The organism is Chryseobacterium aahli (genome assembly GCF_022699665.1).
GTDB classification, from domain to species: Bacteria; Bacteroidota; Bacteroidia; order Flavobacteriales; family Weeksellaceae; genus Chryseobacterium; species Chryseobacterium aahli.
Window position 1 is genome coordinate 97102 of sequence record NZ_JALDNB010000008.1, and the last position, 23344, is coordinate 120445.

Sequence of the window (23344 nt, forward strand, 5' to 3'; positions counted from 1 at the left end):
TTTATTAATATACAAATCTAAATATTTTTTTTGATACATTTAATTATTAATCCAATTCATTGCTTTTTCCAAAACTTCGTCCTTATTATTTTTAATTCCGGCTATGGTAGGTTTTACTTCCACATCAGGAATAATTCCTATTCTTTGGGTTTCTTTTCCGTCGGGATAATAAACTCCAATTCCAGTAATCATCGTTGAAATATTTCCAGGCAGAACGAATTCTGAAACATTACCGTCTGCTCCTGCCGTTTGTGAGCCAAAAACTTTTGAGCTTGGACCTGTTCTGAATGCCATTGTATGATATTCGGCACTACTCTGAGTAGTTTCATTGATGAGTATGGCAATTTTTCCTTGGTAAGAATTTTTACCGGATCCGGGAATTTCCAAACTTTTTGTAAAAGTAAAAAGCCCAGGTTGAGTATTGTTTGTATTTGAAAACTTAACAAATTCTGTTGTCTCAGGTTTTAATAGTTTCCCCATTTTTACGGTAACAAAATCTGATGGATAGCTTCTAAAATCAATGACCAAACCCTTTGTGTCTTTTATTTTTTCAAAGACAGCCGGAAGTTCATCGCCTTTTACACTTCCCATATAAAAATAAGCAACATTATTGTCGAGCATTTTGAAAAATTCTTTTCTCTCTCTTGTATATTTTAGCTCAGGACCTGTGTATGTTTTAATTGTTTTTTCTTCTGTTTTACCATTTCTTGTCAACTTTATCTTAATGTTTTCGTTATTACTTCTCAATAAATTTCCAGCAACATCTCTCAATTGAGTAGGATAATTGGAACCTGGAATATACTTGAGTAAATTATTTACAAAATCTTCCGTTTTTACACCATTAATTTCTGTAATGACATCGCCTTTCTGAATTCCGGCTTCTTTGGCAAAGTTTTCATTATAGAAATCATTGACGACAGCTTTGTTTTCTGCAAAAGTTAACTGTAGAGCGGTATATCTTGTCCCGAAAAAATGATGAATCCCTTTGTTGTAATTTGTGATATCTGCGTGTGTATCTCGTATTCTTGTGATTATTTCAAGGGAAGCTAAGGCGTATTCTGTTTCGTTTTTTGCATTGATAAATTTGGGAATAAATTCCTTTAAAACATTTTTCCAATCTTCTTCAATGAGATTTTTATATGGAAAATAATACTGAATCATATTCCAATATCTATAAAGCGAAAGCAGGCGGAAACCTTCATCAGGATAATTCATCTTTTGATAAGGATTTTCATTTTTAAAATCGGGATTTCCTACTTGCCTGAAAAAATCTACATAATAGTTTGCTTGTGGTCTTTTCGCTTCTTTTAATTTTAAAAGTTCTTCAGAAAGTTCTTTTGAAAAACCTGAATTAGTAATCCAGTTTAGATCGGGTTTAAATTTTATATTTTCCGGCTCAGAATTTTTTGCAATTTGGTATTTGCCTAAATTTTTGATCCATTGAAGGATAATTTCGTCCCTTTGGTTAAATGCAACCCCTTTTGTCTTTTCGTATATTCTGAAAAGCTCATAATCCCAATTGTGATTTCCTTCTGCAACACTTGGATGATAGTATTTAAGATAGCCCCAAATAAGTCCTAATTTTGTAAGGTAATCTACATTTTCTTTATCAAGATTTATATTTGAAATTTTTGAGCCGAGATCAAACTCTTTGTCCAGATCAATTTTGGTTAATTTTTTCTCGAAAATTTTAGCATCTTTAATATCTTTTCCGTCAATCATGATTTTTAGATTGTCAACCCACATTTTTCCTGTGCCAGAAAGTAAAGCACCGAAAACTATCTTTTTGGTATTTTCTGGAGACATATCAAGCGTTACTTCATATTTTTTCCAGTTATTTGTTCCTTTCAAACCTACTTTTTCCATGTTGTCAAAAGCAATCTCAGGATCTATTCTTAGCCAAAGACCAGCAAATCCGTCAGAAATATTTTCTGTTTTGATATAACCGGAGAGTGTGATTTTTTTTCCAGCATAGTTTTCCGGAAGTGTGTACATTAATGCTTTAAATCCTAAATTTTCTTTTGCATCAAATAAAACCGAAGTTTTTCCTTCTTGTTTTTCTTTTGCATCTGCTAATATTTTTGCAGTGCTGCCTCCAAATGTTGTCCATTGAGAAGGAAGATCATTTTCAAAATTTTCAAAATTTAGATTTTCAATTTTTTGCTGTGCAAAAGAATTTAAACCTAACATTAATAAGGCTGAAATTAAATATTTTTTCATAATTGAAGATTTTATTTGAAGGGAGTGAATGATTTTTTAAAAGTGTAGTTTATGCAAATTTTTAAGATACTTGTAGTTTTATCAATTGAATTTAAAAGTAAACTGTTGAAGAATTTTAATCTTTTACGTATTCCAAAAGATCGCCGGGTTGACAATCGAGAATTTTACAGATTGCTTCTAATGTCGATAATTTCAAGGCTTTTGCCTTCCCCGTTTTTAAAATGGAAAGATTGGCTTGTGTAATTCCTATTTTCTCTGCAAGTTCCTGAGACTGCATTTTTCTTTTCGCCAACATGACGTCTACGTTGATTATGATTGGCATGGTTTATATTGTTAAATCGTTTTCTGATTGTAAGTTATAGCCTTTTTTAAAGAATTCTACAATGAATAAAATGAGAACTCCGAAGAACAAGAAAGGAATGGCAGAAAATGCTGTACTGCCAAAATCGTTGACGCGGAAAATGCTTATAACGATCATTGCAACTGTATACAGAATATTGAGCAAGCCAAACCTTTTCAGCCAGAGAATAGCTTTTAAATTAAACACTTTTTCGTTGCTGATTTCTTTGAAAATATTATAACTGCTGTAAAAAAAAGCAATCATAAAAATACCTCTCACGGTATTGCTGATGTAGGTAGTGAGACTAAAAATACCTGTTATCAAATTCTGAGTAGTAAAGGGAACATAAAATTTGAACTTCATCAAATCATCAAATTTCGCGGTGTAGTGGTTTTTTGCCCATCCAACATCATTTCCGATGATATAGAAATCTGATAGCATCGAATTATTGGTTTTAAAATTATAGTAAGATGTGACATAGCCAATTTGCTCGTAAATAAATTGAGCTGTCAGAATAATAAACAATACAAAAAGGAAATAGCTGATGTATTGAGAAAGAGAATTTTTTCCGATGATTTTCATTGTTTTAATATTTTATTATTGCAAATTTATAAATATTTATTGTTTTACGATAATTAATTATTAAAATTATTTATTTATAATTGAGTTTATTGAAATCGTATTTTTAAGGCGATTAATTTTAAGATGAAAAAATATTTAAATTTTCTGAAAAAAGCATTTAGCGAAGAAGAAACCGATTATACCAAAATCAGTATCAGAAGTGCTGTTCTTCTTTTAGCAATTCCGATGATGCTGGAAATGGCAATGGAATCTGTCTTTGCTCTGGTTGACCTTTATTTTGTAGGTCATCTCAAAGAAAGTGGTTTTGCCATACAAACCGTTGGTCTTACAGAATCTGTGTTGACCATAATTTATTCCATAGCTATCGGAATGAGTATGGCTGCGACTGCAGTTGTGGCAAGAAGAATCGGCGAAAAAAATCCTGAACAAGCATCTAGAAGCGCGGCGCAAGTGATTTCAGTTTCGTTTGTTGTGACTTCTGTTTTGAGTATATTGGGAGTGGTATATGCAGAAGAAATCTTGATTTTGATGGGTTCAAAACCGGATGCTGCAGCATACGGAAAAGATTTTACAAGAATTATGATGGGAAGCAGCGTGATTATCATGCTGTTATTTTTAATCAACGGAATTTTCAGAGGTGCAGGAAATGCTGCCATCGCCATGAAAAGTTTGTGGATTGCCAATATTGCTAACATTATTTTTTGTCCGATTTTGATAAGAGGCTTAGGTCCGATTCCTGCAATGGGATTAACTGGAGCTGCGGTTGCAACAACTATCGGAAGAAGTACAGGCGTTCTTTATCAGTTGTATCATATTTTTATTGCTGATTCTTTGGTGAGAATCAAAACAATTTATTTTAAACCTGATTTTAAATTAATCATGTCCATCATAAAAATTGCCATGCCCGGAATATTTCAGTTTGTTATCGCCTCATGTAGCTGGATTTTTCTTGCAAAATTGGTCGCAACAACCGGAGGTGAAGATGCTTCTGCAGGTTATCAGACAGCACTTAGATTAATGATGTTCTTTATGCTTCCTGCCTGGGGATTAAGTAATGCGGCTTCAACTTTAGTCGGACAAAATATGGGTGCGGGTGAAATGATCCGTGCAGAACAGTCTGTCATGAAAACCGTAAAGTACAATGTTATTTTCATGCTTTTGGTGAGTTTGCTGTTTTTAATTCTTGGCGATTTCCTTGTTGGTTTTTTCACTGAGCAGATTGAAATAAAAAATTATGCTAAAAATGCATTACACATAATGAGTATCGGTTTTGTGTTTTATGGAATAGGAATGGTAACCATTAATGCTTTCAATGGAGCAGGAGATACGTGGACACCAACTTGGCTCAATTTTTTCGGATTTTGGATGTTTCAGATTCCTTTGGCTTATGTGTTGTCAAAATATTTTGAAATGGGTCCGAAAGGAGTTTTTATTTCAATTCCTGTGGCAGAAACATTGATAACAATCATTGCTTTTATTTTATTTAAAAAAGGAAAATGGAAGAATGTGAAAGTGTAACTTATTTATTATAATATATTTAACTGCAAAATCTTTTGACTTCTTGTTGTTAATGTGTAACTTGTGAAGAATAACAAATTATAATATTATGGGAAAAGGAGACAGAAAGTCAAGAAAAGGGAAAATCATCTTAGGAAGCTACGGAAAGAAAAGACCTAGAAAAGCTTCAAAAGCTTATCCAGCAGCTGCTGAAAAGTCAAAAGACTAAAATAAAAATGACCGAAGAATAATCTCCGGTCATTTTTTTATGTTTAAAATGAGCTTATTTTCCTCCGAAAAGTCCTCCAAGTAGATCTCCCAACCCACCTTGTTGCTGTTTTTGCTGTTGTCCACCGCCTCCGAGTACACTTCCTAAAATATCATTCAAAGGATTTCCTGAAGATTGTGATTGTCCGCCGCCTAAAACACTTCCCAAAATATCATTCAAAGGACTAGATTGTTGCTGCTGAGCCTGATTTTGAGCACCTCCCAAAATTCCTCCAAGAAGATCACCAAGGCCACCGGCTCCCACATTATTCTGTTGCTTTTCTTTCCCTATGTAACCCATGATTACTGGAGCAAGCATCGCCAAAATGGGTCCGATTTTGTCAATAGAAATTCCGGTATTCTGAGATAATTGGTTTTCTACATTGTTTTTTTGATTTCCGAAAACGTGAGAAAGAATAGATCCACCTTCGTCTTGTCTGTTGTCAAGTTGAGATGTATCATCTAAAATACTTCCGTCATGGTCTTTATCTAAAGCATTGTTCAAAGCTTCTGCTTCTTTCGCATCCTGAGATTTATTTCTAAGGTAAGAAATTACAAGTGGGGTAGCCACTGCCAGAAGTGCAATAATCTGGTTCTTGCTGATACCGAATTTGTTCTCGGCCTGCTCTGCAACCTGATTTCCTGTGTTTCCTGTCAAAAGGTCAATTAGACTCATTGTTTGTGTTTATTTTATTTGTTAGAATATCAAAGTTATCAAAAAAAAATATACCACAAATGATTATGATATATTTTTTATTTAATTCTGAAATTATTCTGTAACTATTTGATATTGAGTGTTAATTTTTAAAAATAGGAACGTTTGAACATGCTTCCCCAAACATCAATGATTTTACAATCGGCTTCAATTGCTCAACTAATTCTATATAAGCATTTTCAGGAATTTCTTTATCAGAACAGCCTTTTACCAAAACTCTTTTGTCTTTCAAATCATCAAAATCATGTGTTTGAATTGCATTATGCATCAAAAGAACTTCCAGATCTTCTTTATTTCCGAAAATTATCTTTTTTGTAACATCGGTTAATTTTGCAGTAATAAGAAAATATGCCCAAAGCGGAACAATTGCATCTGCAGAATTGTAGATGTAAACATATTGATCTTTGTACTCTTCAGGATTGATAGCTGCCACTTTTTCACGGAAGTCCTTTTCCTTCAAAATCATTTCCATGAAAAGAAAATCTTTCAAATCAATTCCTTTTCTGATGCCTTTCGGAACCAAATCTGTAAGGTCAAAATTCACCAATCCGCTAGACGCAACTTTATTTTTTATTTCAAATTCTTCTGACATTTTTTATCATTATCTTTGAAGCAAATTTACTCAATTATTATTTGAATTTTGATGTTTGAAACTGTTGTTTCAATAGATAAAATCATTTATCAATTATCGTTCATGAAATACTATATCATTGCAGGTGAAGCTTCCGGAGATTTGCACGGAAGTAATTTAATGAAATCCTTAAAGAAAAAAGATCCCAACGCAGAATTCAGGTTTTGGGGAGGTGATTTGATGGAAAAACAAGGTGGAACTTTGGTAAAACATTATCGTGATCTCGCTTTCATGGGGTTTCTTGAGGTTGCAATGAATTTAAAAACAATTTTAAATAATATTAAATTCTGTAAAGCCGATATTAAAAATAATATTCCAGAGGTTTTGATTTTAGTTGATTATCCGGGTTTCAATTTAAGAATCGCAAAGTTTGCTAAAGAACTTGGGATTAAAGTGGTTTATTATATTTCGCCTCAACTTTGGGCATGGAAGGAAGGTAGAGTAGAAACCATCAAAAAATATGTAGATGAGATGATGGTTATTCTTCCTTTTGAAGAAGATTTTTATCATAAACATAACGTAAAATCTCATTTTGTAGGACATCCTTTGCTTGATGCAATTTCGACACTGCAAGATATTGATATTGAATATTTTAAAAAAGAAAATAACTTAAACGAAAAAGAAATTATCGCATTGCTTCCAGGTTCCAGAAAGCAGGAAGTTGAAAAGATGTTGGAGATTATGCTTTCGGTACGCCCTTATTTTAAAGATTATCAGTTCGTTATCGCGGGAGCTCCAAGTCTTGAAAAGGATTTTTATCAGAAATATGTGGACGGAAATGTGCATTTTGTGTCCAACAGAACCTATGATTTGTTAAGATGTTCTAAAGCTGCATTGGTAACCTCTGGAACAGCGACTCTTGAGACGGCATTATTAAATGTTCCGGAAGTTGTTTGCTACCGTGGAAGCAAGGTTTCTTATGCGATTGCAAAAAGATTGGTGAAGCATATCAAATATATTTCGCTCGTCAATCTAATTATGGATAAAGAAGTGGTTAAAGAATTGATTCAAAGTGAATTAAATACTAAAAGTCTTGTTGAGCAATTAAAATTAATTCTTGAAGGCGAATCAAGGAATTTGATGCTCAAAGAGTACGAAACTTTACGTACAAAGCTTGGGGGTAAAGGTGCAAGCGATAATGCTGCAGATATTATTCTGAAAATTAAATAAACTTTTTACGAAAGATTTTCATTTTTTTATTACTTTAGTAGTACAAATTGATGAAAATTGAACCGACAGCCATTGCTAATATTAGTTTGCTGCTTTATTCTTGGAATTTTATTTCAGGATTATTTTTCTCTTAAACAAAATTTCATTCTTACTGTTGCAATTTTCTGCTTCTTGATTACGATTTCTACATTCATCAAATCATTTTTTATCTCGAAATTCAATTCAATATTACTTGGGTTATTCTTTTTCGGATTGGGAATCTGTTTACATTATTTAAATTTTCAAAACGCTTCTCAAGTTTCATTTAAATCAAATGAAAACATTGTTTTTAAGATTTCTAAAAAATTAAATTCAACAGAAAAAAATAAAAAATACGAAGCAATTGTACAGATTGGAAAAGAAACTTTTAATTCGGTTGTGTTAATTCAAAAAGAGAGTAAAGAGCTTGATTTCGAGCATTATTATAAAGCTGAAGCTTATGTAAGCCTACCTCAATCTCCGCAATATGATTTTCAGTTTGATTATGCAAAATATCTTCATCGGAAAAACATTTTTTATCAATGTTATATTAATGATGAGGTAAGTTCAGTAATAAGAAATGATTTGTCTTTTGGTGAAAAAATCAGTCAGAAAAGACTGGAAGTTTTAAAGGAAATTAATCATTCTGAAATGTCGCCGAAAAGTCAGGAATTTTTAAAAGGAATTATTCTGGCGGATCGCACAGAGATTGATTCGGAAACTTTGCAGGATTTTAACCGTTCGGGATTGGTGCATTTTCTTGCGATTTCCGGGACTCATGTTGTTGTTATTTTCGGGATGCTCTATTTTGTTTTAATGAAAATTTTGCCGTTAAGATTCCGAAAATCTGTAATCATTTTAAGTTTGGCTTTCATTTGGTTTTTTGCTTTGTTTATCGGTTTTGGGAGCTCGGTAATACGTTCTTGTATTATGCTTACGGTGTATTTTGTCTATGTATTGGTTCAGCGAAAACCTGATTTATTACATTCTTTGGCTTTATCTGCTTTCATTATTTTGATGATTGATACGCAGCAGTTTTTTGATGTTGGATTTCAGTTGAGTTTTCTGGCAGTTTTCGGGATTTTCTGGCTCAATCAGCCGATTTTAAAATATTTGCCAAGGCAAGATAATTATTTCAAAAAGATCATTTTCAACACGGTTTCTATTTCGATTTCTGCTCAATTGGTAACCCTGCCATTGGTTTTGTACTACTTTCATCAATTTTCTTTTATTTCAATTGTTGCTAATTTTTTCATCGTTCCATTCTCGGAGATAATTATCATTCTTTCGTTTTTAATGACAGGTTTGATGGCTTTGGGATTAGATTTCGGTATTATAAATTCGGGTTACAATTTCATCATCGATTTACTGTTAAAAATAATTCATTGGTTTGCTGATTTTGAATCTTTGTTTTTTGAAAACATCTCAATGAATTTCGTTGAGGTTGCCATACTTTTTATTGTCATTTATCTTTTGAGATTCGTGATTGTTAAATTTAATGCTAAAAGATTTGCGCAATTTTCTTTGGCAATTTTCTTCTTTTTTATTTTGAGAATTTCGTTTACAATTTATGAGAATCAAAAAGAAGAAATTTTGGTTCATCAATATAGAAAAAGTAATGTCGTTTCAGTTAAAAAAGGAAATGCAGCCTGTTTTTGGATTCAATACTGGGATGACGAAAAGAAAATTCGGCAATATATTATTAATCCTTACGTGTCTTCTCGAAGGGTGAAAAATTTTAAGATTAAACAACTTCCTGCTTTATCAGAAAAAGTGGTTTTTAATAACCAAGTTTATAATTTAAAATAATATCGATTTTTTAAATTTTTCTCGCATTTTCAATATATTCCATAGTTATTTAGAAAGATTACAAACTGCCTAATAGTGAGATTTCTCACTTTTTAGTTTTGTTAACATTCCTTAATTTTGTGGAAAATCAAATTTAAACTCAATATGGCAGGTTTAACAAGTTCTTCGATAGGAAGGAAATATGCGATGGCGCTTTCAGCAATGTTTTTGCTGATCTTTTTGTTGATGCATTTATCCACTAATATGACATCTGTTTTTAGTGAAGATGTTTTCAACTCAGCTTCTCATTTTATGGGGTACAATCCGGCGGTTCAGTTCCTGATGCAACCTATTTTGATGTTTGCGGTAATATTCCATTTTGCAATGGGATTCATCTTAGAAATAAGAAATAACAAGGCACGTCCTGTAAAATACGCCGATAACAAAGGTTCTGCTAACTCTACATGGATGTCTAGGAATATGATTATTTCTGGTGCTGTGATTTTGGCTTTCTTGGTATTGCATTTTTATGATTTTTATTTTCCTGAAATGAATTACAAGTACATTCAGGCAAATACACCGGATGAAACTAGGTATTATGCTGAACTTCACCACAAGTTTCATGATCTTTGGAGAGTGATTCTTTATGTAGTCGCTTTCGGATTGCTTGGTTTACACCTAGCACACGGATTTCAGTCTTCTTTCCAGTCAATTGGAGCAAGACATCCAAAATATACACCGGTAATAAAGGCTTTTGGAAATTGGTATTCTATCCTTATTCCGCTTGGGTTTATTTTCATCGCAGTTTTTCATTACGTAACTCAATAATTTCAATATACTAATATGAGTAAATTAGATTCTAGAATTCCAGCTGGTCCACTTAAGGATAAATGGAAAAATCATAAAGACCATATGAACCTTGTTGCGCCTAACAACCGTGATAAAATTGATATTATTGTTGTAGGTACAGGTTTAGCAGGAGGTTCTGCAGCAGCTACTTTGGCTGAGCAGGGATATAATGTGAAAGCATTTTGTTATCAGGATTCACCAAGAAGAGCGCACTCTATTGCTGCACAAGGTGGTATCAACGCCGCTAAAAATTATCAAGGTGATGGTGACTCTACATACAGATTGTTCTACGATACCATCAAAGGTGGTGACTATAGAGCAAGAGAAGCAAACGTTTACAGATTAGCTGAAGTTTCTGCAAATATTATCGACCAATGTGTTTCTCAAGGAGTTCCGTTTGGTAGAGATTACGGCGGTCAATTAGATAACCGTTCATTTGGTGGGGTTCAGGTTAAAAGAACTTTCTACGCAAAAGGACAAACTGGTCAGCAGTTATTATTAGGTGCATATTCTTCATTAAGCCGTCAGATCGGAAAAGGAAGAGTAAAAATGTACAACCGTCACGAAATGCTTGAATTAGTAATCGTAGACGGAAAAGCAAGAGGAATTATCGCAAGAAACTTGGTAACTGGTGAAATCGAAAGACATTCTGCTCACGCTGTTGTAATTGCATCAGGAGGTTATGGAAACGTATATTTCCTTTCTACCAATGCAATGGGTTCAAACGTTTCTGCAGCTTGGAAGATTCACAAAAAAGGAGCGTACTTCGCAAACCCTTGTTATGTGCAAATCCACCCGACATGTATTCCGGTTCACGGAACACAGCAGTCTAAACTGACTTTGATGTCTGAATCACTTAGAAACTCCGGAAGAATCTGGGTTCCTAAGAAAATTGAAGATTCAGTTGCAATCAGAGAAGGTAAATTAAGACCTGAAAATATTAAAGAAGAAGATAGAGATTACTATCTTGAAAGAAGATATCCTGCATTCGGAAACTTGGTGCCTCGTGATGTTGCGTCAAGAGCGGGTAAAGAAAGATGTGATGCTGGTTTCGGAATCGAAAATAACGAAACTAAAGAAGGTGTTTACTTAGATTTCTCTACAGAGATTATCAAAAAAGGTAAAGAAACCGCTATCGAAAAAAATATTCAAAATCCTACAGATCAACAGATATACGACCTTGGGAAAGCTTGGATTGAAGAGAAGTATGGTAACTTATTCGTGATGTATGAAAAAATCACGGCTGATGATCCTTACAAAACTCCAATGAAGATTTATCCTGCCGTTCACTACACAATGGGTGGTGTTTGGGTTGATTATAACTTACAATCTACAATTCCTGGATGTTTCGTAATTGGTGAAGCCAACTTCTCAGATCACGGAGCAAACAGATTGGGAGCTTCTGCATTGATGCAAGGTTTGGCAGACGGATATTTCGTTCTTCCATACACCATTGCAGATTATCTTTCTGCAGACATTAGAACAGGAGAGATTCCTACGAATTCTGCCGAGTTTGACGAAGCTGAAAAAGAAATTAAAGACAAAGTAAACTTCTTTGTTAATAATAAGGGAACACATTCAGTAGATCATTTCCACAAAAGGTTAGGACACATTATGTGGAATAAAGTTGGAATGGGAAGAACTCCTGAAGGTTTAAGAGAAGCTATTGCAGAAATTGATCAGGTAAAAAAAGATTTCTGGAAAGACGTGAAAGTAATGGGTGAAACTGAAGGGATGAACACCGAGCTTGAAAAAGCGTTCAGAGTTGCAGATTTTATCGAATTAGGACAGTTAATGGCTATCGATGCATTACACAGAAACGAATCTTGTGGTGGGCATTTCAGAGAAGATCATTCTACTCCTGAAGGTGAAGCAGAAAGAGATGACGTCAACTTCAAATATGTAGGAGCTTGGGAATATCAGGGTGATGATATTAAGCAAGAAGTTCTGCATAAAGAAGATCTTATCTATGACAACATCGAAGTTAAAGCGAGAAGTTACAAATAATCTCCAACCTATAAATATAAAATTATGAGTGCAAAAAAAGGCCTTCATCTTACGCTGAAAATTTGGAGACAAAAAAATACAAAAACTAAAGGTCAGTTTGAGACCTATAAAATATCAGATGTTTCTACAGATTCTTCTTTCTTAGAAATGTTAGACATTCTGAACGAGAACTTAATCAACGAAGGAAAAGAACCAATCGCTTTTGATCACGACTGTCGTGAAGGAATCTGTGGTATGTGTTCTCTTTACATCAATGGTAGAGCTCACGGTCCAGATACTGGTATTACAACGTGTCAGCTTCACATGAGAATGTTCAAAGACGGTGAAACAATCGTTATCGAACCTTGGAGAAGTGCTGCGTTCCCTGTTATCAAAGATTTAATGGTAGACAGAAGCGCATTCGACAGAGTAATGGCTGCAGGTGGATTTATCTCGGTAAACACTTCAGGAAACACTTTGGATGCGAATGCAATTCCTATTCCTAAAGAGGATGCAGACAAAGCAATGGATGCAGCAGCTTGTATCGGTTGTGGAGCTTGTGTAGCGACTTGTAAAAACGGTTCAGCGATGTTGTTTGTCGGAGCTAAAGTTTCTCAGTATGCACTTTTACCTCAAGGTAGAGTAGAAGCTAAGCGAAGAGTTCTGAACATGGTGAAAGCGATGGATGAAGAAGGATTCGGGAATTGCTCAAATACAGGAGCTTGTGAAGTAGAATGTCCTAAAGGTATTTCTCTTGAGAATATCGCAAGAATGAACAGAGAGTACATGGCTGCGATGGCGGACAGAGGTTAATCTGTTTTAAAAATATATTTAAAATTTCGTCTTCTTCAATGAAGGCGAAATTTTAAAAATATATTTAAAATTTCGTCTTCTTCAATGAAGGCGAAATTTTTAGTTAAATCTTTCATAAAATCAATTATTAGATAGCAGTAAGTTTATCGAAAAACTTACTTTTGCTAAATTATTTAAAATCAAAAATGAAAAAATATCTTTTGTTATTTGTCATTGCAATATTTGCAATGTCTTGTTCAAAAAAAGTTGAAGTAAAAGGAAAAATCGCAGGAAGCTCTCCATTAGAAAGAGTAGAATTTGTAGAGGCTTCTGGTGTTGCTACTTTGCCATTGATCAATATGGGCTTAGATAAAGACGGAAATTTCGCAGGAACTTTTGAAGCTCCCAAAAACGGAATGTACGTTATCAACTATGCAGGCAAGCAAAACCTAATCTTCCTTAAAGGCGGACAAACGGTGAACATCTCCGGAAGTGCAGCTACTTTCCCTAATGAGTATGTCGTAACAGGTGATGCTAAAAATGATAATGACTTTTACCAGGCAAGTCAGAAATTCCTTTCTACTTATGGTCAGGGTTTAAATATTCAGGAATTATTAGCTGGTGATGAAGCAAAGTACGTAAAGGCTATGCAGAAAATCGAAGCTGATATCAACAAAAATATCGAAGAGAACGTAAAGAAATTCAACCCTGGTAAAGAAGTGGTTGAATGGAAAAAAACAGATGCGAAGGTGGCTATTCTTAATTTATTGGTAAATTATGAAATGACTAAAAAGCAAATGTCTGGAAATCCTTCTTTCAAAATGGGGAAAGTATTTACAGATTATGAAAATAAATTAAAAGACAACAGTGACGAAATGGTGAAAACAAGCCCTTTCTACAGACAGTATCTTTTAACTAAAATGAGCCCTGGTTTCCAAAAATTTGCTGAAGCAAAAAGCAAAGGAAAAACAGATATCACCACTACAGAATTGTTTAATGATTTCTTGAAGTCTCAGAAAGAAGTTTCTCAGATTACTAAAGATTATTTGTTGGCATTCGTAATGGCTCAGTCTGATATTCACCCACAAACTCCTGCTGCTACGACTGATAAAATCAAAAAAATTATCGAAGAAGATATCAAAGATGCTGGTGTAAAAGCAGATGTTAAAAAAATGCAGTTTACCATCAACGGATTCAAAATTGGTGATGATGCTCCGGAAGCTTCATTAGTAAAAGCAGACGGTTCAGCTTACAAATTGAGCGAGAACAAAGGGAAGCCTTACGTATTGGTTTTCTATGCATCTTGGAATCCTTACATCGCAGAAGGTACAATCCCGGTATTGAAAGAAGTGGTGAATTTCTATAAATCTAAAATGAATTTCGTTTTCGTAAATGTTGATGATACAAAAGATCAGTTTACAAAAACAAGCAATTCAATGATGAAAGGAATTCAGGGAACAAATGTTTATGCTGAAGGTGGTCTTAATTCTGACATCGCTAAAAAATATGGAGTTTACGGATTTAAATTGCCAAACTTCATCGTAGTAGATAAAAACGGTAAAATCGCAAGCAGATCTTTTGTTAACTTAGGTGATCAGGATTTGATTACGATCTTAGATAAAGAAACAGGTCTTTCTGCACCAAAGGTTGCTCCTCAACAGCAGATGATGCCTCAAATGAATATGGATCCGTCAGCTCAGGCTGCTCCTCCAGTTCAGGAAGCTCCTCAGCAACCGGCTCAGACAAAATAATAAAACTTACACAATAGAAAAAAACCTTGTCTTCGGATAAGGTTTTTTTTATTGTATTTTTGCAAAGCGAAAACAAAAAGCTAATCGGTCAATAGCTCAAACATTTAAAGCTAAATTTTAAACTTTGAATGATAAGCTAATAATGAAAGCTGCTTGCTTAAGCCTTTATATAGAAAAAATAGAAAATTTACGGGGATAGAAATAGAAAGTTAGATCCGTAGCGATAGAAATTGATATGAGAAAGAAGAAAGATGTAATTCTTGAAAATATAAAATTGTTTGCCGCAGGCGCAAAAGGTGTTGCCATAGGAAAAACTGAAGAAGGGAAAACCGTATTGGTTTCCGGAGCAATTCCCGGAGATGTGGTGAATGCAAGAGTGAAGAAATCAAAATCAAAATATTTTGAGGCTGAAGTAAAAGAAATTGTTGAGAAGTCACCATTCAGAGTTGAACCAAAATGTATTCATTTCGGAACTTGTGGAGGTTGCAAATGGCAGAATATGAGCTACGAAAAGCAGCTTGACTTTAAACAAGAAGAAGTTTACAATAATATCAAAAGAATCGGTGGAATTGATGATTTCGAAACCGTCCGTATTTTAGGTGCAGAAGAGCAGTATTTCTACAGAAATAAGATGGAGTTTTCTTTCTCTAATGCAAGATGGCTGACTCAGTACGAAATCAGTTCTGAAGAAAACTATGGGAGCAGAGATGCGCTTGGTTTCCATATTCCGGGAATGTGGAGCAAGATTTTAGACTTAAAAGAATGCTGGTTGCAGGAAGATCCGTCAAACGCGATTCGTTTGGCCGTAAGAAATTTCGGAATTGAGAACGGCTTAGACTTTTTCGATGTCAGAGAGCAGAAAGGTTTTCTAAGAACTTTGATGATGAGACAAAACTCAAAAGGGGAATGGATGGTCTTGTTTCAACTGTACAGAGAAGAAAAAGCAAACCGTACAAAACTTTTCGATTATTTACTAGAACAATTCCCACAGATCAAAACGTTGGTTTATGCTATTAATCCAAAGCAGAATGATTCTATTTACGATTTAAATGTAGAAATTTATTTTGGTGAAGGATTTTTAATGGAAGAAATGGATGGATTAAAATTCAAAATCGGTCCGAAATCTTTCTTTCAAACCAATTATAAACAGGCTTTAGAATTATACAGAAAAACACTTGAATTTGCCGACTTAAAAGGTGATGAAGTGGTTTACGATTTATATACAGGAACAGGAACGATTGCACAATATGTTGCCAGAAATGCTAAACACGTTATCGGAATTGAGTCTGTACAGGAAGCCATTGACGCGGCCATCGAGCATGCCGAATTGAATGGTTTGACGAACACAACTTTCTACTGTGGAGATATGAAAAATGTCTTCAATGACGAGTTTTTAGAAAATCACCCGAAAGCAGATGTTTTGATTACCGATCCGCCAAGAGATGGAATGCATCAAAAAGTGGTTGAACAAATCCTAAAGTTAGCTCCTGAAAAAGTGGTTTACGTAAGCTGTAATTCGGCAACTCAGGCAAGAGATTTAGCTTTAATGAAAGATCATTACACTTTGGTGAAAATTTTACCGGTGGATATGTTCCCGCAAACACATCATGTTGAGAACATTGCACTGTTGGTTAAGAAATAATTATTTTTAAATTTGAATAGACAAATCAGATATTGATATGATAAAAAACGGTAAAACATTCTTCTTATTAGCAGCTTTGGTATTCTGCCAACAGAATTTATTTTCTCAGGAAAAGCCTAAAGATTCTGCTGTTGCGAAAACAGATACTGCAAAAGTAAAAAAAGACGATAAAAAGAAAAGCCTGATTAAACCATTTAAAGAAATTATCACCGATAAAGCGGTTTCTGATCAGGGAGTTTTTACAGTTCATAAAGTTGACGACAAATATTACTTTGAAATTCCAGATTCGATGTTGAAGAAGGAATTTCTATTGGTTACCAGATTAACAAAAGCAGCTGCAGGAATGCGTTCCGGAACTTCTGGTTATGCTGGAGATCAGATTGGTCAGCAGGTAATCGCTTTTGAGAAGGGGCCGAAAGATAAAATCTTGTTGCGTTCAATTTCTCACGTTGATTATTCGAAAGATTCTACGTCACAGATGTATAATTCGGTGACGAGAAACAATGTACAGTCTATCATTAAATCTTTTGATGTAAAAGCGTATGGTATCAAGAAAAATTCGTCTGTAATTGAAGTTACAGATGTTTTAAATTCTGATAATGAATTGACATCATTTTCAGTTTGGTCTAAAGATAATTACAGAGTAGGCGTTTTTCAGAAAGACATGTCATTTGTAAATTTTGTTAAATCTTTCCCGACCAATATTGAAATTAATACTACAAAAACTTTCGCAAGAACTCTGGGAGCACCTGTAACTCCAGCAATTCCGGGAAGACCTACGCCGAAGATCAGCGGAAATTATACTGTTGAAATTAATTCTTCGTTTGTACTTCTTCCGGAAAACAAAATGCAGTCGAGATATTTTGACCCAAGAGTAGGGTATTTTACCGTTGGTTATACAGATTTCGATCTTGACCCTCAAGGTGTAAAAAAGATTTCTCTGGTTAAAAGATGGCGTCTTGAACCAAAACCACAGGATGTAGATAAATATAATAAAGGAGAATTGGTAGAGCCATCAAAACCGATTGTATTCTACATCGATCCTGCAACTCCGAAAAAATGGGTTCCTTATTTAATGCAAGGAGTCAATGACTGGCAAAAAGCTTTTGAAAAAGCAGGATTCAAAAATGCTATTGTAGCAAAAGTTCCGGATCCGAAAATAGATACAGAATGGAGTCTTGAAGATGCTAGATTTTCAGCGATTGTTTATAAACCTTCCGATGTGCCAAATGCTTCAGGACCTTCAATTGCCGATCCGAGAACCGGAGAGATTTTAGAAAGTCACATTAACTGGTATCATAATGTTATGTTGTTGTTAAGAAATTGGTATTTCGTACAGGCATCACCAAATGATCCAAGAGCAAGAAAAATGGAGTTTGATGAAAAACTGATGGGAGAATTGATTCGGTTTGTTTCTTCTCACGAAGTTGGTCACACGTTAGGTTTGAGACATAACTATGGTTCAAGCTCAACTGTTCCTGTTGAAAAGTTAAGAGATAAAAAATGGTTGGAAAAGAACGGTCACACGCCTTCGATTATGGATTATGCAAGATTTAATTATGTTGCACAACCGGAAGATAATATCGGCGATGCAGGAATTTTCCCAAGAATCGGTGATTATGATGATTGGGCAATCGAGTGGGGATACAAAAGATTCAATCAATTTAAAACTCCGGATGCAGAAAAAGAATATCTGAATAAATGGGTAATTAAAAATCTGAAAAACGAAAGATTGTGGTTCGGAACAGAAACAAATCCTTTAGATCCGAGATCACAAAGTGAACAAGTTGGTGACAATGCAATGATTGCAAGTACTTATGGAATTAAAAACCTTCAGAGAATTGTTGATAATTTAGAAAATTGGACGAAAACTCCAAACGAAGATTACGCAAACCTTGATATGATGTATGATCAGGTGACAAGCCAGTTCAGAAGATACTTAGGCCACGTTTCAAAATACGTTGGCGGACAGATGGAAACTCCGAAAACGGCAGAACAGTCTGGAGCAGTGTATGAAGTTGTTGCTAAAAAAGATCAGAAAGAAGCCATGAAATTTTTAGATGAAAACATTTTCACTACACCACAATGGCTGATTAAAAAAGATATTTTCGAGAAAACCGGAAAAACTCCTGTGAAAACAATTGAAGAAATTCAAAATGGCGTTTTGGGAAGAATTTTAAGCCCGATGGTTCTTCAGAATATGTATCAAATGGAAGCTGTAGAATCTAGCACCTATTCTGTGATTGAATTGCTTTCAGATTTAAATACTTCAATTCTTAAAAATGATAATGTAGATATTTACAGAAGAAATCTTCAGAGAAATTATATCGATTCATTAATAAAACTCGTTGATAATAGAGCTTCAGACAAATCAGATGTTTCTGCATTGGTAAGAGGGAATTTAAATACCATTAAAAAAGACCTTTCTGCAAAATCAAGTTCAGACCTGGTGAATAAATACCATTACGAAGATTTGGTTTTCCGTATTGAAAAGGCTTTAGATCCAAAATAATTAAAATGAAAAGATTACTGTCATTCCTTATATTATCTGTCATCATGATTTCCTGTGGTGGAGACGACGACATCTGTGAAAGCGGTGAAGGTACGCCAAGAATGAAAATCATGTTTAAAAATGGCGATAAAATCACAACGCTAGATTCTCTGAAAATCTATGTTGACTACGGAGCAAGAACGGTGGATTTGGGATGGAGCAGAAATACAGATTCTATCTTAGTTCCTCTTCGTGTTGACGATTCTCCATTCACCGATTTGTATGTAAAAAGGACTAAAAAAGGTGATTCATCAAAAGTACGGGTGAGTTACACTACCAAATCAATTTACGTTTCACCTGGCTGTGGAGCCAAATTAAATTATGAAAACGTAAGCGGTCAATTATTAAAAGCAACCCCTGTCATAAAACTAGAATCCGGACAAAACTTTATTGAAAATGAAGACAAAACTAATCTTTACCTCGTTTTTTAGTCTGTTGGGACTGCTTTTTTCTGCGCAGGAAAAAAAGGAAGCCGAAAAAGAAAAATGGAAATACGAACCCAACTTCATGGTTGGGGTAGATGTTTTGAACACCGGAGTTTCATTTTTTTCAGACAGACAATTGTTTCAGGGATTTATTTCATCAAAAATAAAAGGCAACATCCATGCAATCGTAGAAGCTGGTTTTGAAAAAAATATCTATCAGAAAAATGGTTACGATGCAACTGCTAATGGACCATTTTTTAAAGTAGGTGGTTTTTATATGTTGGCCAGAGATCCCGAAAATGAATTCAACGGTTTCTATGGCGGAGCAAAAATAGGAGGTTCATTTTACACTCAGGAATACTTTGCAATCCCTATTAGAGGTTTTGGAGGAAGCAGTTCTTCAGTTTCAATGCCTGCATCTTCCCAATCATCTTTCTGGTTAGAAGGAACGATAGGGGGAAGAGTTCAGTTATTTAATTCTAATTTTTTCATTGACGTCAATATGCAACCGAGATATCTGATGGTGACTTCAAAGCAAGACGAAGTTGTTCCAATGATTGTTCCCGGCTTTGGCAGAAGCTCTTCTAAATTTAATATGAGTTTTGCCTGGAGTATTGCGTATAAATTCTGATTCATAATAATCAATATTTGTCAAAAATTAAAATAGATAATTTTTTAATTTTATATCTATTTTATACATTCACGATATGTTTTTAGAGAATAGTAGGAAAAAAATAGTTATAATTGATGTTTTACTACGTAAATTAGTTACATTTGGAAAAAATTATTATTAAATTAATTTTATGAAAAAATTACTTACTACCTTAATGGTTATTCTAGTGGGAAGTACAGTGTTTGCGCAATGGACACAGACTTCCTTCAAAAATGTAGAGAATAAAAAAAGGGGTTCAGGATTTGTAGTGAAATCGGCATCTATTAGAGATGGGGATTACTACAAATTAGACTTAGGTTTATTGCAATCTCAGCTTAAGAATGCTCAGGAAACTGGAGCCAACGCAAAACCGGTTGAAATCCTATTACCTACTTCAAATGGAAAAATAGAAAGGTTTGCTGTCTATAGTTTTCCTGTGGTTGTAAAGGAATTGGCTGATCAATATCAATTAGGCTCTTATGTAGGCATAGGAATTGATGATCCCTCAAAATCTCTACGATTTTCCGTTGCTCCTAATGATTTCCAGTCGATGATCATGAAGAGTGGAACTTATGAGTTTATAGATGCGCAAAATGCTGATAAAACTGTATATGCTGTTCATTTGAAAACTAATAAAAGTAAAGAGGGTTTTGTATGTTCTAGTGAAGAAAGCCCACAGGCAAAACAACAGATGGAACAATTGTATCAACAAGGAAAATCATTTTACAATCAACCAACAAATTTTTCAAAGTTATCAGACAAGAAATACAGAACGATGCGTTTGGTAATGTCTGTTACAGGAGAGTATAGTCAGTTCTTTGGTGGTACACTAGCGGGTTCGCTTGCTCAGATAAATGCAACATTAACTAGGGTGAATTTTGTTTTTGAAAAAGATTTTGCACTGCATTTAAATCTTCAGAATTATCCACAATTAATTTATCTAGATCCTACTCAGGATCCGTATGATACAGTAACGAATGCAAATCAACCACCAAGTAGTTGGAATCAGGCTCTCCAAACAGAAATAACTAATGCTGCAGGGAATGGCAGCTATGATATCGGACACCTTTTTGGCGCATCTGGAGGAGGAGGAAACGCTGGTTGTATAGGTTGTATATGTGTGAATCCTACTACGGCAGTACCATTAGGAAAAGGAGCTGCGATTACGTCCCCTCTTACAGGGAGTATAAATCCTAGTCTCTCAGCACCGCCATCTGGAGATACTTTTGATATAGACTTCGTTGCTCATGAAATGGGTCATCAACTGAGTGCAACCCATTCTTTTTCTCATGAAATACAAGGAGGCGGGGCGCAAATGGAACCTGGCTCTGGCTCTACTATTATGGGATATGCTGGTATTACAGGCCCAAATACTGATGTTCAACCAAATTCGAATGCTTATTTTCATGCAGTTAATATTAAACAGGTTCAGGCAAATCTAATTAGTAAAACATGTGATGTTGAAACTACAATTACCAACAACCCTCCTGTAATTACGGCTTTACCTACCTTCAATATTCCTAAAGGAACGGCATTTGTACTTACGGCTTCGGCTACAGACCCAGAGAATGATCCTTTAACATATACGTGGGAAGAAATGGATCCTGCTGGCGTTGTTATAAATAATAATAATTTAGGTAATACTTCGACAGGTGCATCATTTAGATCTTTAACACCAACTACAAGCCCTACAAGATATTTTCCTAAACTAACTTCTGTATTGAATGGTGTCTTAAATAATTCTAATAATCAATGGGAGTCTGTTTCTACAGTAGCGAGAACAACTAAATTCAGTGTTACTGTAAGAGATAATAACCCAAATCCTCTTCAACAGCAAACTCAGTTTGCAGAACAGACAATTATTGTAGGAGATAATGGTCCATTTAAGGTAACTACAACAGTAGCAGAAGCGAACGGATCTCCAACGTCAATTTCATGGGCAGTTGCCAATACTACAGCAGCACCTTACAATGTAGCAAATGTTAAGATTGATTATACGACAGATAATGGTACTACTTGGGCAGTACTTTCTGCTTCTACACCCAATGATGGTTCTGAAAGCTTTACATTCCCAACTTCATTGAATGGAAGTACTGTTAAAATGAGAGTTTCTTCTATAGGAAACGTATTCTATGCTATCGGAAGTGTTGCCCTTACTACATTATCACCTTGTAGCAGTACAGCACCTTCTGGTCTTACCGTAATTCCTTCATTAGGTGGGGCTTCAATCTACTGGACTCCTTATTCGGGAACTAACACAACATATATAGTACGTTATAAGAAAACGACTGATGTTACTTGGACAGAAGTTTCTACATCAGGTTCAGCAATCAATGTTAATGGTTTAACGGCTGGAGCTTACGAAGCGCAGGTAGCTGCGGTATGTTCTGGTACTACAGGTACATATTCTACATCTGTAAACTTTACAGTAACTACTTTTTCTACAGTTACCTATTGTAATTCTTCTACAGGAAGTGCGGCATATGAACGTATCACAAACGTTTCATTGGCGAATGTAAATAATGCTTCTGGACCCTCTACGTATACGAATTATACTACAAATCCCTCATTGCAAATTAATTTAGTTAAAGGAGCAGCTCCTTATACTTTAACAGTTAGTGTTGGATCCGCAGATACATATGATGCTGCTGCTGTGTGGATAGACTGGAATAGGAACGGAACATTTGAAGATTCTGAAAAGGTATTAGATGCTCCGGTATCTGCTGCTATTTTAACTCAATATACATCCTCTGTAGCAGTGCCTTCTACTGCTGTAGAAAACCAACCGTTGAGAATGAGAGTGGTGTATATTTATGCAGGCGTTGACAATGATGGTCTTACTATTCCTTCTCAATTTGCTTGTGGTATTAATTTTGATTTTGGAGAAACTGAAGATTACAATGTATTAGTTGCGTCTCCTTTAAGTACAAGCGAAACAGCCCATACAAACAACGGTATTCAAATTTATCCTAACCCGGTAAGTGATATTTTAAATGTTACCAAAGTTTCTGATAAAGCCACTTATAAAATATATAGTGCTGCAGGTCAGCTTGTAGGTAATGGAAATATTAATGCTGGGAAAATTAATGTTTCTTCATTAATCAAAGGTACTTATGTGATTACTATTGACGATAAAGGAAAAGAAAGCTTCAATTCTAAATTCATCAAGAAATAATAAAGTATCTTATAACTTAATAAATCCTCAGGTTTTCCTGAGGATTTTTTTTATTATGTAATCATAAGTTAAATTTGAATGCAGTTGTGATAAAAAAAAGTATTAAACATATCAACGAATAACAAAAAATGATTAGATTTGTATCTAATATAAAATTATCGTGTCTATGGAGCAAAAATCTACTTCTTTCATGTTCTCTCGATTTACAGAACATTTAATTCTTAAAACGAGGAATCTTTACAAAACAATTACATCACTACACTAATTAATTTACTTATGTATAATTTTTGTGT

18 protein-coding genes are annotated in these 23344 nt (G+C 34.6%); 13 read left to right on the plus strand and 5 right to left on the minus strand.

Going from position 1 to position 23344, the window contains the following annotated elements; all coding sequences use genetic code 11:
- Window positions 1-39: 39 nt before the first annotated feature.
- The 3 genes from MQX03_RS13445 to MQX03_RS13455 all read right to left on the minus strand — a co-directional run bounded on the left by MQX03_RS13445 (window position 40) and on the right by MQX03_RS13455 (window position 3142).
- Window positions 40-2220: a S41 family peptidase gene (locus tag MQX03_RS13445; protein WP_242803693.1), complete on the minus strand. Its 2181-nt coding sequence runs from the start codon at window positions 2218-2220 to the stop codon at window positions 40-42.
- A gap of 115 nt (window positions 2221-2335) precedes the next feature.
- A complete protein-coding gene (locus MQX03_RS13450) occupies window positions 2336-2542 on the minus strand; it encodes a helix-turn-helix domain-containing protein (RefSeq protein WP_129535932.1) in 207 nt (68 codons plus the stop codon).
- 3 nt (window positions 2543-2545) lie between these two features.
- A complete protein-coding gene (locus tag MQX03_RS13455) occupies window positions 2546-3142 on the minus strand; it encodes a DUF2975 domain-containing protein (protein ID WP_242803694.1) in 597 nt (198 codons plus the stop codon).
- A gap of 123 nt (window positions 3143-3265) precedes the next feature.
- Here MQX03_RS13455 and MQX03_RS13460 point away from each other — a divergent pair, with 123 nt between their 5' ends.
- Together MQX03_RS13460 and MQX03_RS13465 are read left to right on the plus strand one after the other, a co-directional pair.
- A complete protein-coding gene (locus tag MQX03_RS13460) occupies window positions 3266-4660 on the plus strand; it encodes an MATE family efflux transporter (RefSeq protein WP_242803695.1) in 1395 nt (464 codons plus the stop codon).
- Between the two features lie 88 nt (window positions 4661-4748).
- Window positions 4749-4868: a 30S ribosomal protein THX gene (locus MQX03_RS13465; protein WP_229986088.1), complete on the plus strand. Its 120-nt coding sequence runs from the start codon at window positions 4749-4751 to the stop codon at window positions 4866-4868.
- Window positions 4869-4922: 54 nt separating this feature from the next.
- Here MQX03_RS13465 and MQX03_RS13470 read toward each other — a convergent pair whose 3' ends face one another.
- Together MQX03_RS13470 and MQX03_RS13475 are read right to left on the minus strand one after the other, a co-directional pair.
- On the minus strand, window positions 4923-5582 hold the full coding sequence (locus tag MQX03_RS13470) for a DUF937 domain-containing protein (RefSeq protein WP_242803696.1): 660 nt from the start codon (window positions 5580-5582) through the stop codon (window positions 4923-4925).
- A gap of 121 nt (window positions 5583-5703) precedes the next feature.
- On the minus strand, window positions 5704-6213 hold the full coding sequence (locus MQX03_RS13475; RefSeq protein WP_242803697.1) for a DUF2480 family protein: 510 nt from the start codon (window positions 6211-6213) through the stop codon (window positions 5704-5706).
- A gap of 102 nt (window positions 6214-6315) precedes the next feature.
- Here MQX03_RS13475 and lpxB point away from each other — a divergent pair, with 102 nt between their 5' ends.
- The 11 genes from lpxB to MQX03_RS13530 all read left to right on the plus strand — a co-directional run bounded on the left by lpxB (window position 6316) and on the right by MQX03_RS13530 (window position 23051).
- Window positions 6316-7422, plus strand: coding sequence for a lipid-A-disaccharide synthase (gene lpxB, locus MQX03_RS13480; protein WP_242803698.1), 1107 nt, complete (start codon window positions 6316-6318; stop codon window positions 7420-7422).
- A 72-nt stretch (window positions 7423-7494) separates the two neighbouring features.
- Window positions 7495-9249 carry a ComEC/Rec2 family competence protein gene (locus tag MQX03_RS13485; RefSeq protein WP_262916942.1) on the plus strand — a complete coding sequence of 585 codons (1755 nt, stop codon included), beginning with the start codon at window positions 7495-7497 and terminating at the stop codon, window positions 9247-9249.
- 144 nt (window positions 9250-9393) lie between these two features.
- Window positions 9394-10056: a succinate dehydrogenase cytochrome b subunit gene (locus tag MQX03_RS13490; protein WP_129535942.1), complete on the plus strand. Its 663-nt coding sequence runs from the start codon at window positions 9394-9396 to the stop codon at window positions 10054-10056.
- Window positions 10057-10071: 15 nt separating this feature from the next.
- Window positions 10072-12084 (plus strand): fumarate reductase/succinate dehydrogenase flavoprotein subunit, encoded by a 2013-nt coding sequence (locus MQX03_RS13495; RefSeq protein ID WP_242803700.1) that lies wholly within the window; start codon window positions 10072-10074, stop codon window positions 12082-12084.
- Between the two features lie 24 nt (window positions 12085-12108).
- A complete protein-coding gene (locus MQX03_RS13500; protein WP_229986082.1) occupies window positions 12109-12876 on the plus strand; it encodes a succinate dehydrogenase/fumarate reductase iron-sulfur subunit in 768 nt (255 codons plus the stop codon).
- Window positions 12877-13061: 185 nt separating this feature from the next.
- Entirely contained in the window at window positions 13062-14606 is a 1545-nt protein-coding gene (locus MQX03_RS13505; RefSeq protein ID WP_242803702.1) for a TlpA family protein disulfide reductase, read from the plus strand.
- Between the two features lie 235 nt (window positions 14607-14841).
- Window positions 14842-16248, plus strand: a complete 1407-nt coding sequence (gene rlmD, locus MQX03_RS13510) for a 23S rRNA (uracil(1939)-C(5))-methyltransferase RlmD (RefSeq protein ID WP_242803704.1) — start codon at window positions 14842-14844, stop codon at window positions 16246-16248.
- A gap of 37 nt (window positions 16249-16285) precedes the next feature.
- Complete coding sequence (locus MQX03_RS13515; RefSeq protein WP_242803706.1) at window positions 16286-18760, plus strand: zinc-dependent metalloprotease; 2475 nt, start codon at window positions 16286-16288, stop codon at window positions 18758-18760.
- A 5-nt stretch (window positions 18761-18765) separates the two neighbouring features.
- Complete coding sequence (locus tag MQX03_RS13520; RefSeq protein WP_242803708.1) at window positions 18766-19230, plus strand: hypothetical protein; 465 nt, start codon at window positions 18766-18768, stop codon at window positions 19228-19230.
- Window positions 19196-19855, plus strand: a complete 660-nt coding sequence (locus tag MQX03_RS13525; RefSeq protein ID WP_242803710.1) for a DUF6048 family protein — start codon at window positions 19196-19198, stop codon at window positions 19853-19855. Before MQX03_RS13520 ends, MQX03_RS13525 begins: the two co-directional genes overlap by 35 nt.
- A 172-nt stretch (window positions 19856-20027) precedes the next feature.
- Window positions 20028-23051, plus strand: a complete 3024-nt coding sequence (locus MQX03_RS13530; protein ID WP_242803712.1) for a reprolysin-like metallopeptidase — start codon at window positions 20028-20030, stop codon at window positions 23049-23051.
- Window positions 23052-23344: the final 293 nt, after the last annotated feature.

Excerpts from the sequence above, each read along its gene's own strand:
- MQX03_RS13445 (WP_242803693.1), bottom strand. The coding sequence starts at position 2,220 with ATGAAAAAATATTTAATTTCAGCCTTATTAATGTTAGGTTTAAATTCT.
- MQX03_RS13450 (WP_129535932.1), bottom strand. The coding sequence starts at position 2,542 with ATGCCAATCATAATCAACGTAGACGTCATGTTGGCGAAAAGAAAAATG.
- MQX03_RS13455 (WP_242803694.1), bottom strand. The coding sequence starts at position 3,142 with ATGAAAATCATCGGAAAAAATTCTCTTTCTCAATACATCAGCTATTTC.
- MQX03_RS13460 (WP_242803695.1), top strand. The coding sequence starts at position 3,266 with ATGAAAAAATATTTAAATTTTCTGAAAAAAGCATTTAGCGAAGAAGAA.
- MQX03_RS13465 (WP_229986088.1), top strand. The coding sequence starts at position 4,749 with ATGGGAAAAGGAGACAGAAAGTCAAGAAAAGGGAAAATCATCTTAGGA.
- MQX03_RS13470 (WP_242803696.1), bottom strand. The coding sequence starts at position 5,582 with ATGAGTCTAATTGACCTTTTGACAGGAAACACAGGAAATCAGGTTGCA.
- MQX03_RS13475 (WP_242803697.1), bottom strand. The coding sequence starts at position 6,213 with ATGTCAGAAGAATTTGAAATAAAAAATAAAGTTGCGTCTAGCGGATTG.
- lpxB (WP_242803698.1), top strand. The coding sequence starts at position 6,316 with ATGAAATACTATATCATTGCAGGTGAAGCTTCCGGAGATTTGCACGGA.
- MQX03_RS13490 (WP_129535942.1), top strand. The coding sequence starts at position 9,394 with ATGGCAGGTTTAACAAGTTCTTCGATAGGAAGGAAATATGCGATGGCG.
- MQX03_RS13495 (WP_242803700.1), top strand. The coding sequence starts at position 10,072 with ATGAGTAAATTAGATTCTAGAATTCCAGCTGGTCCACTTAAGGATAAA.
- MQX03_RS13500 (WP_229986082.1), top strand. The coding sequence starts at position 12,109 with ATGAGTGCAAAAAAAGGCCTTCATCTTACGCTGAAAATTTGGAGACAA.
- MQX03_RS13505 (WP_242803702.1), top strand. The coding sequence starts at position 13,062 with ATGAAAAAATATCTTTTGTTATTTGTCATTGCAATATTTGCAATGTCT.
- rlmD (WP_242803704.1), top strand. The coding sequence starts at position 14,842 with ATGAGAAAGAAGAAAGATGTAATTCTTGAAAATATAAAATTGTTTGCC.
- MQX03_RS13515 (WP_242803706.1), top strand. The coding sequence starts at position 16,286 with ATGATAAAAAACGGTAAAACATTCTTCTTATTAGCAGCTTTGGTATTC.
- MQX03_RS13520 (WP_242803708.1), top strand. The coding sequence starts at position 18,766 with ATGAAAAGATTACTGTCATTCCTTATATTATCTGTCATCATGATTTCC.
- MQX03_RS13525 (WP_242803710.1), top strand. The coding sequence starts at position 19,196 with ATGAAGACAAAACTAATCTTTACCTCGTTTTTTAGTCTGTTGGGACTG.
- MQX03_RS13530 (WP_242803712.1), top strand. The coding sequence starts at position 20,028 with ATGAAAAAATTACTTACTACCTTAATGGTTATTCTAGTGGGAAGTACA.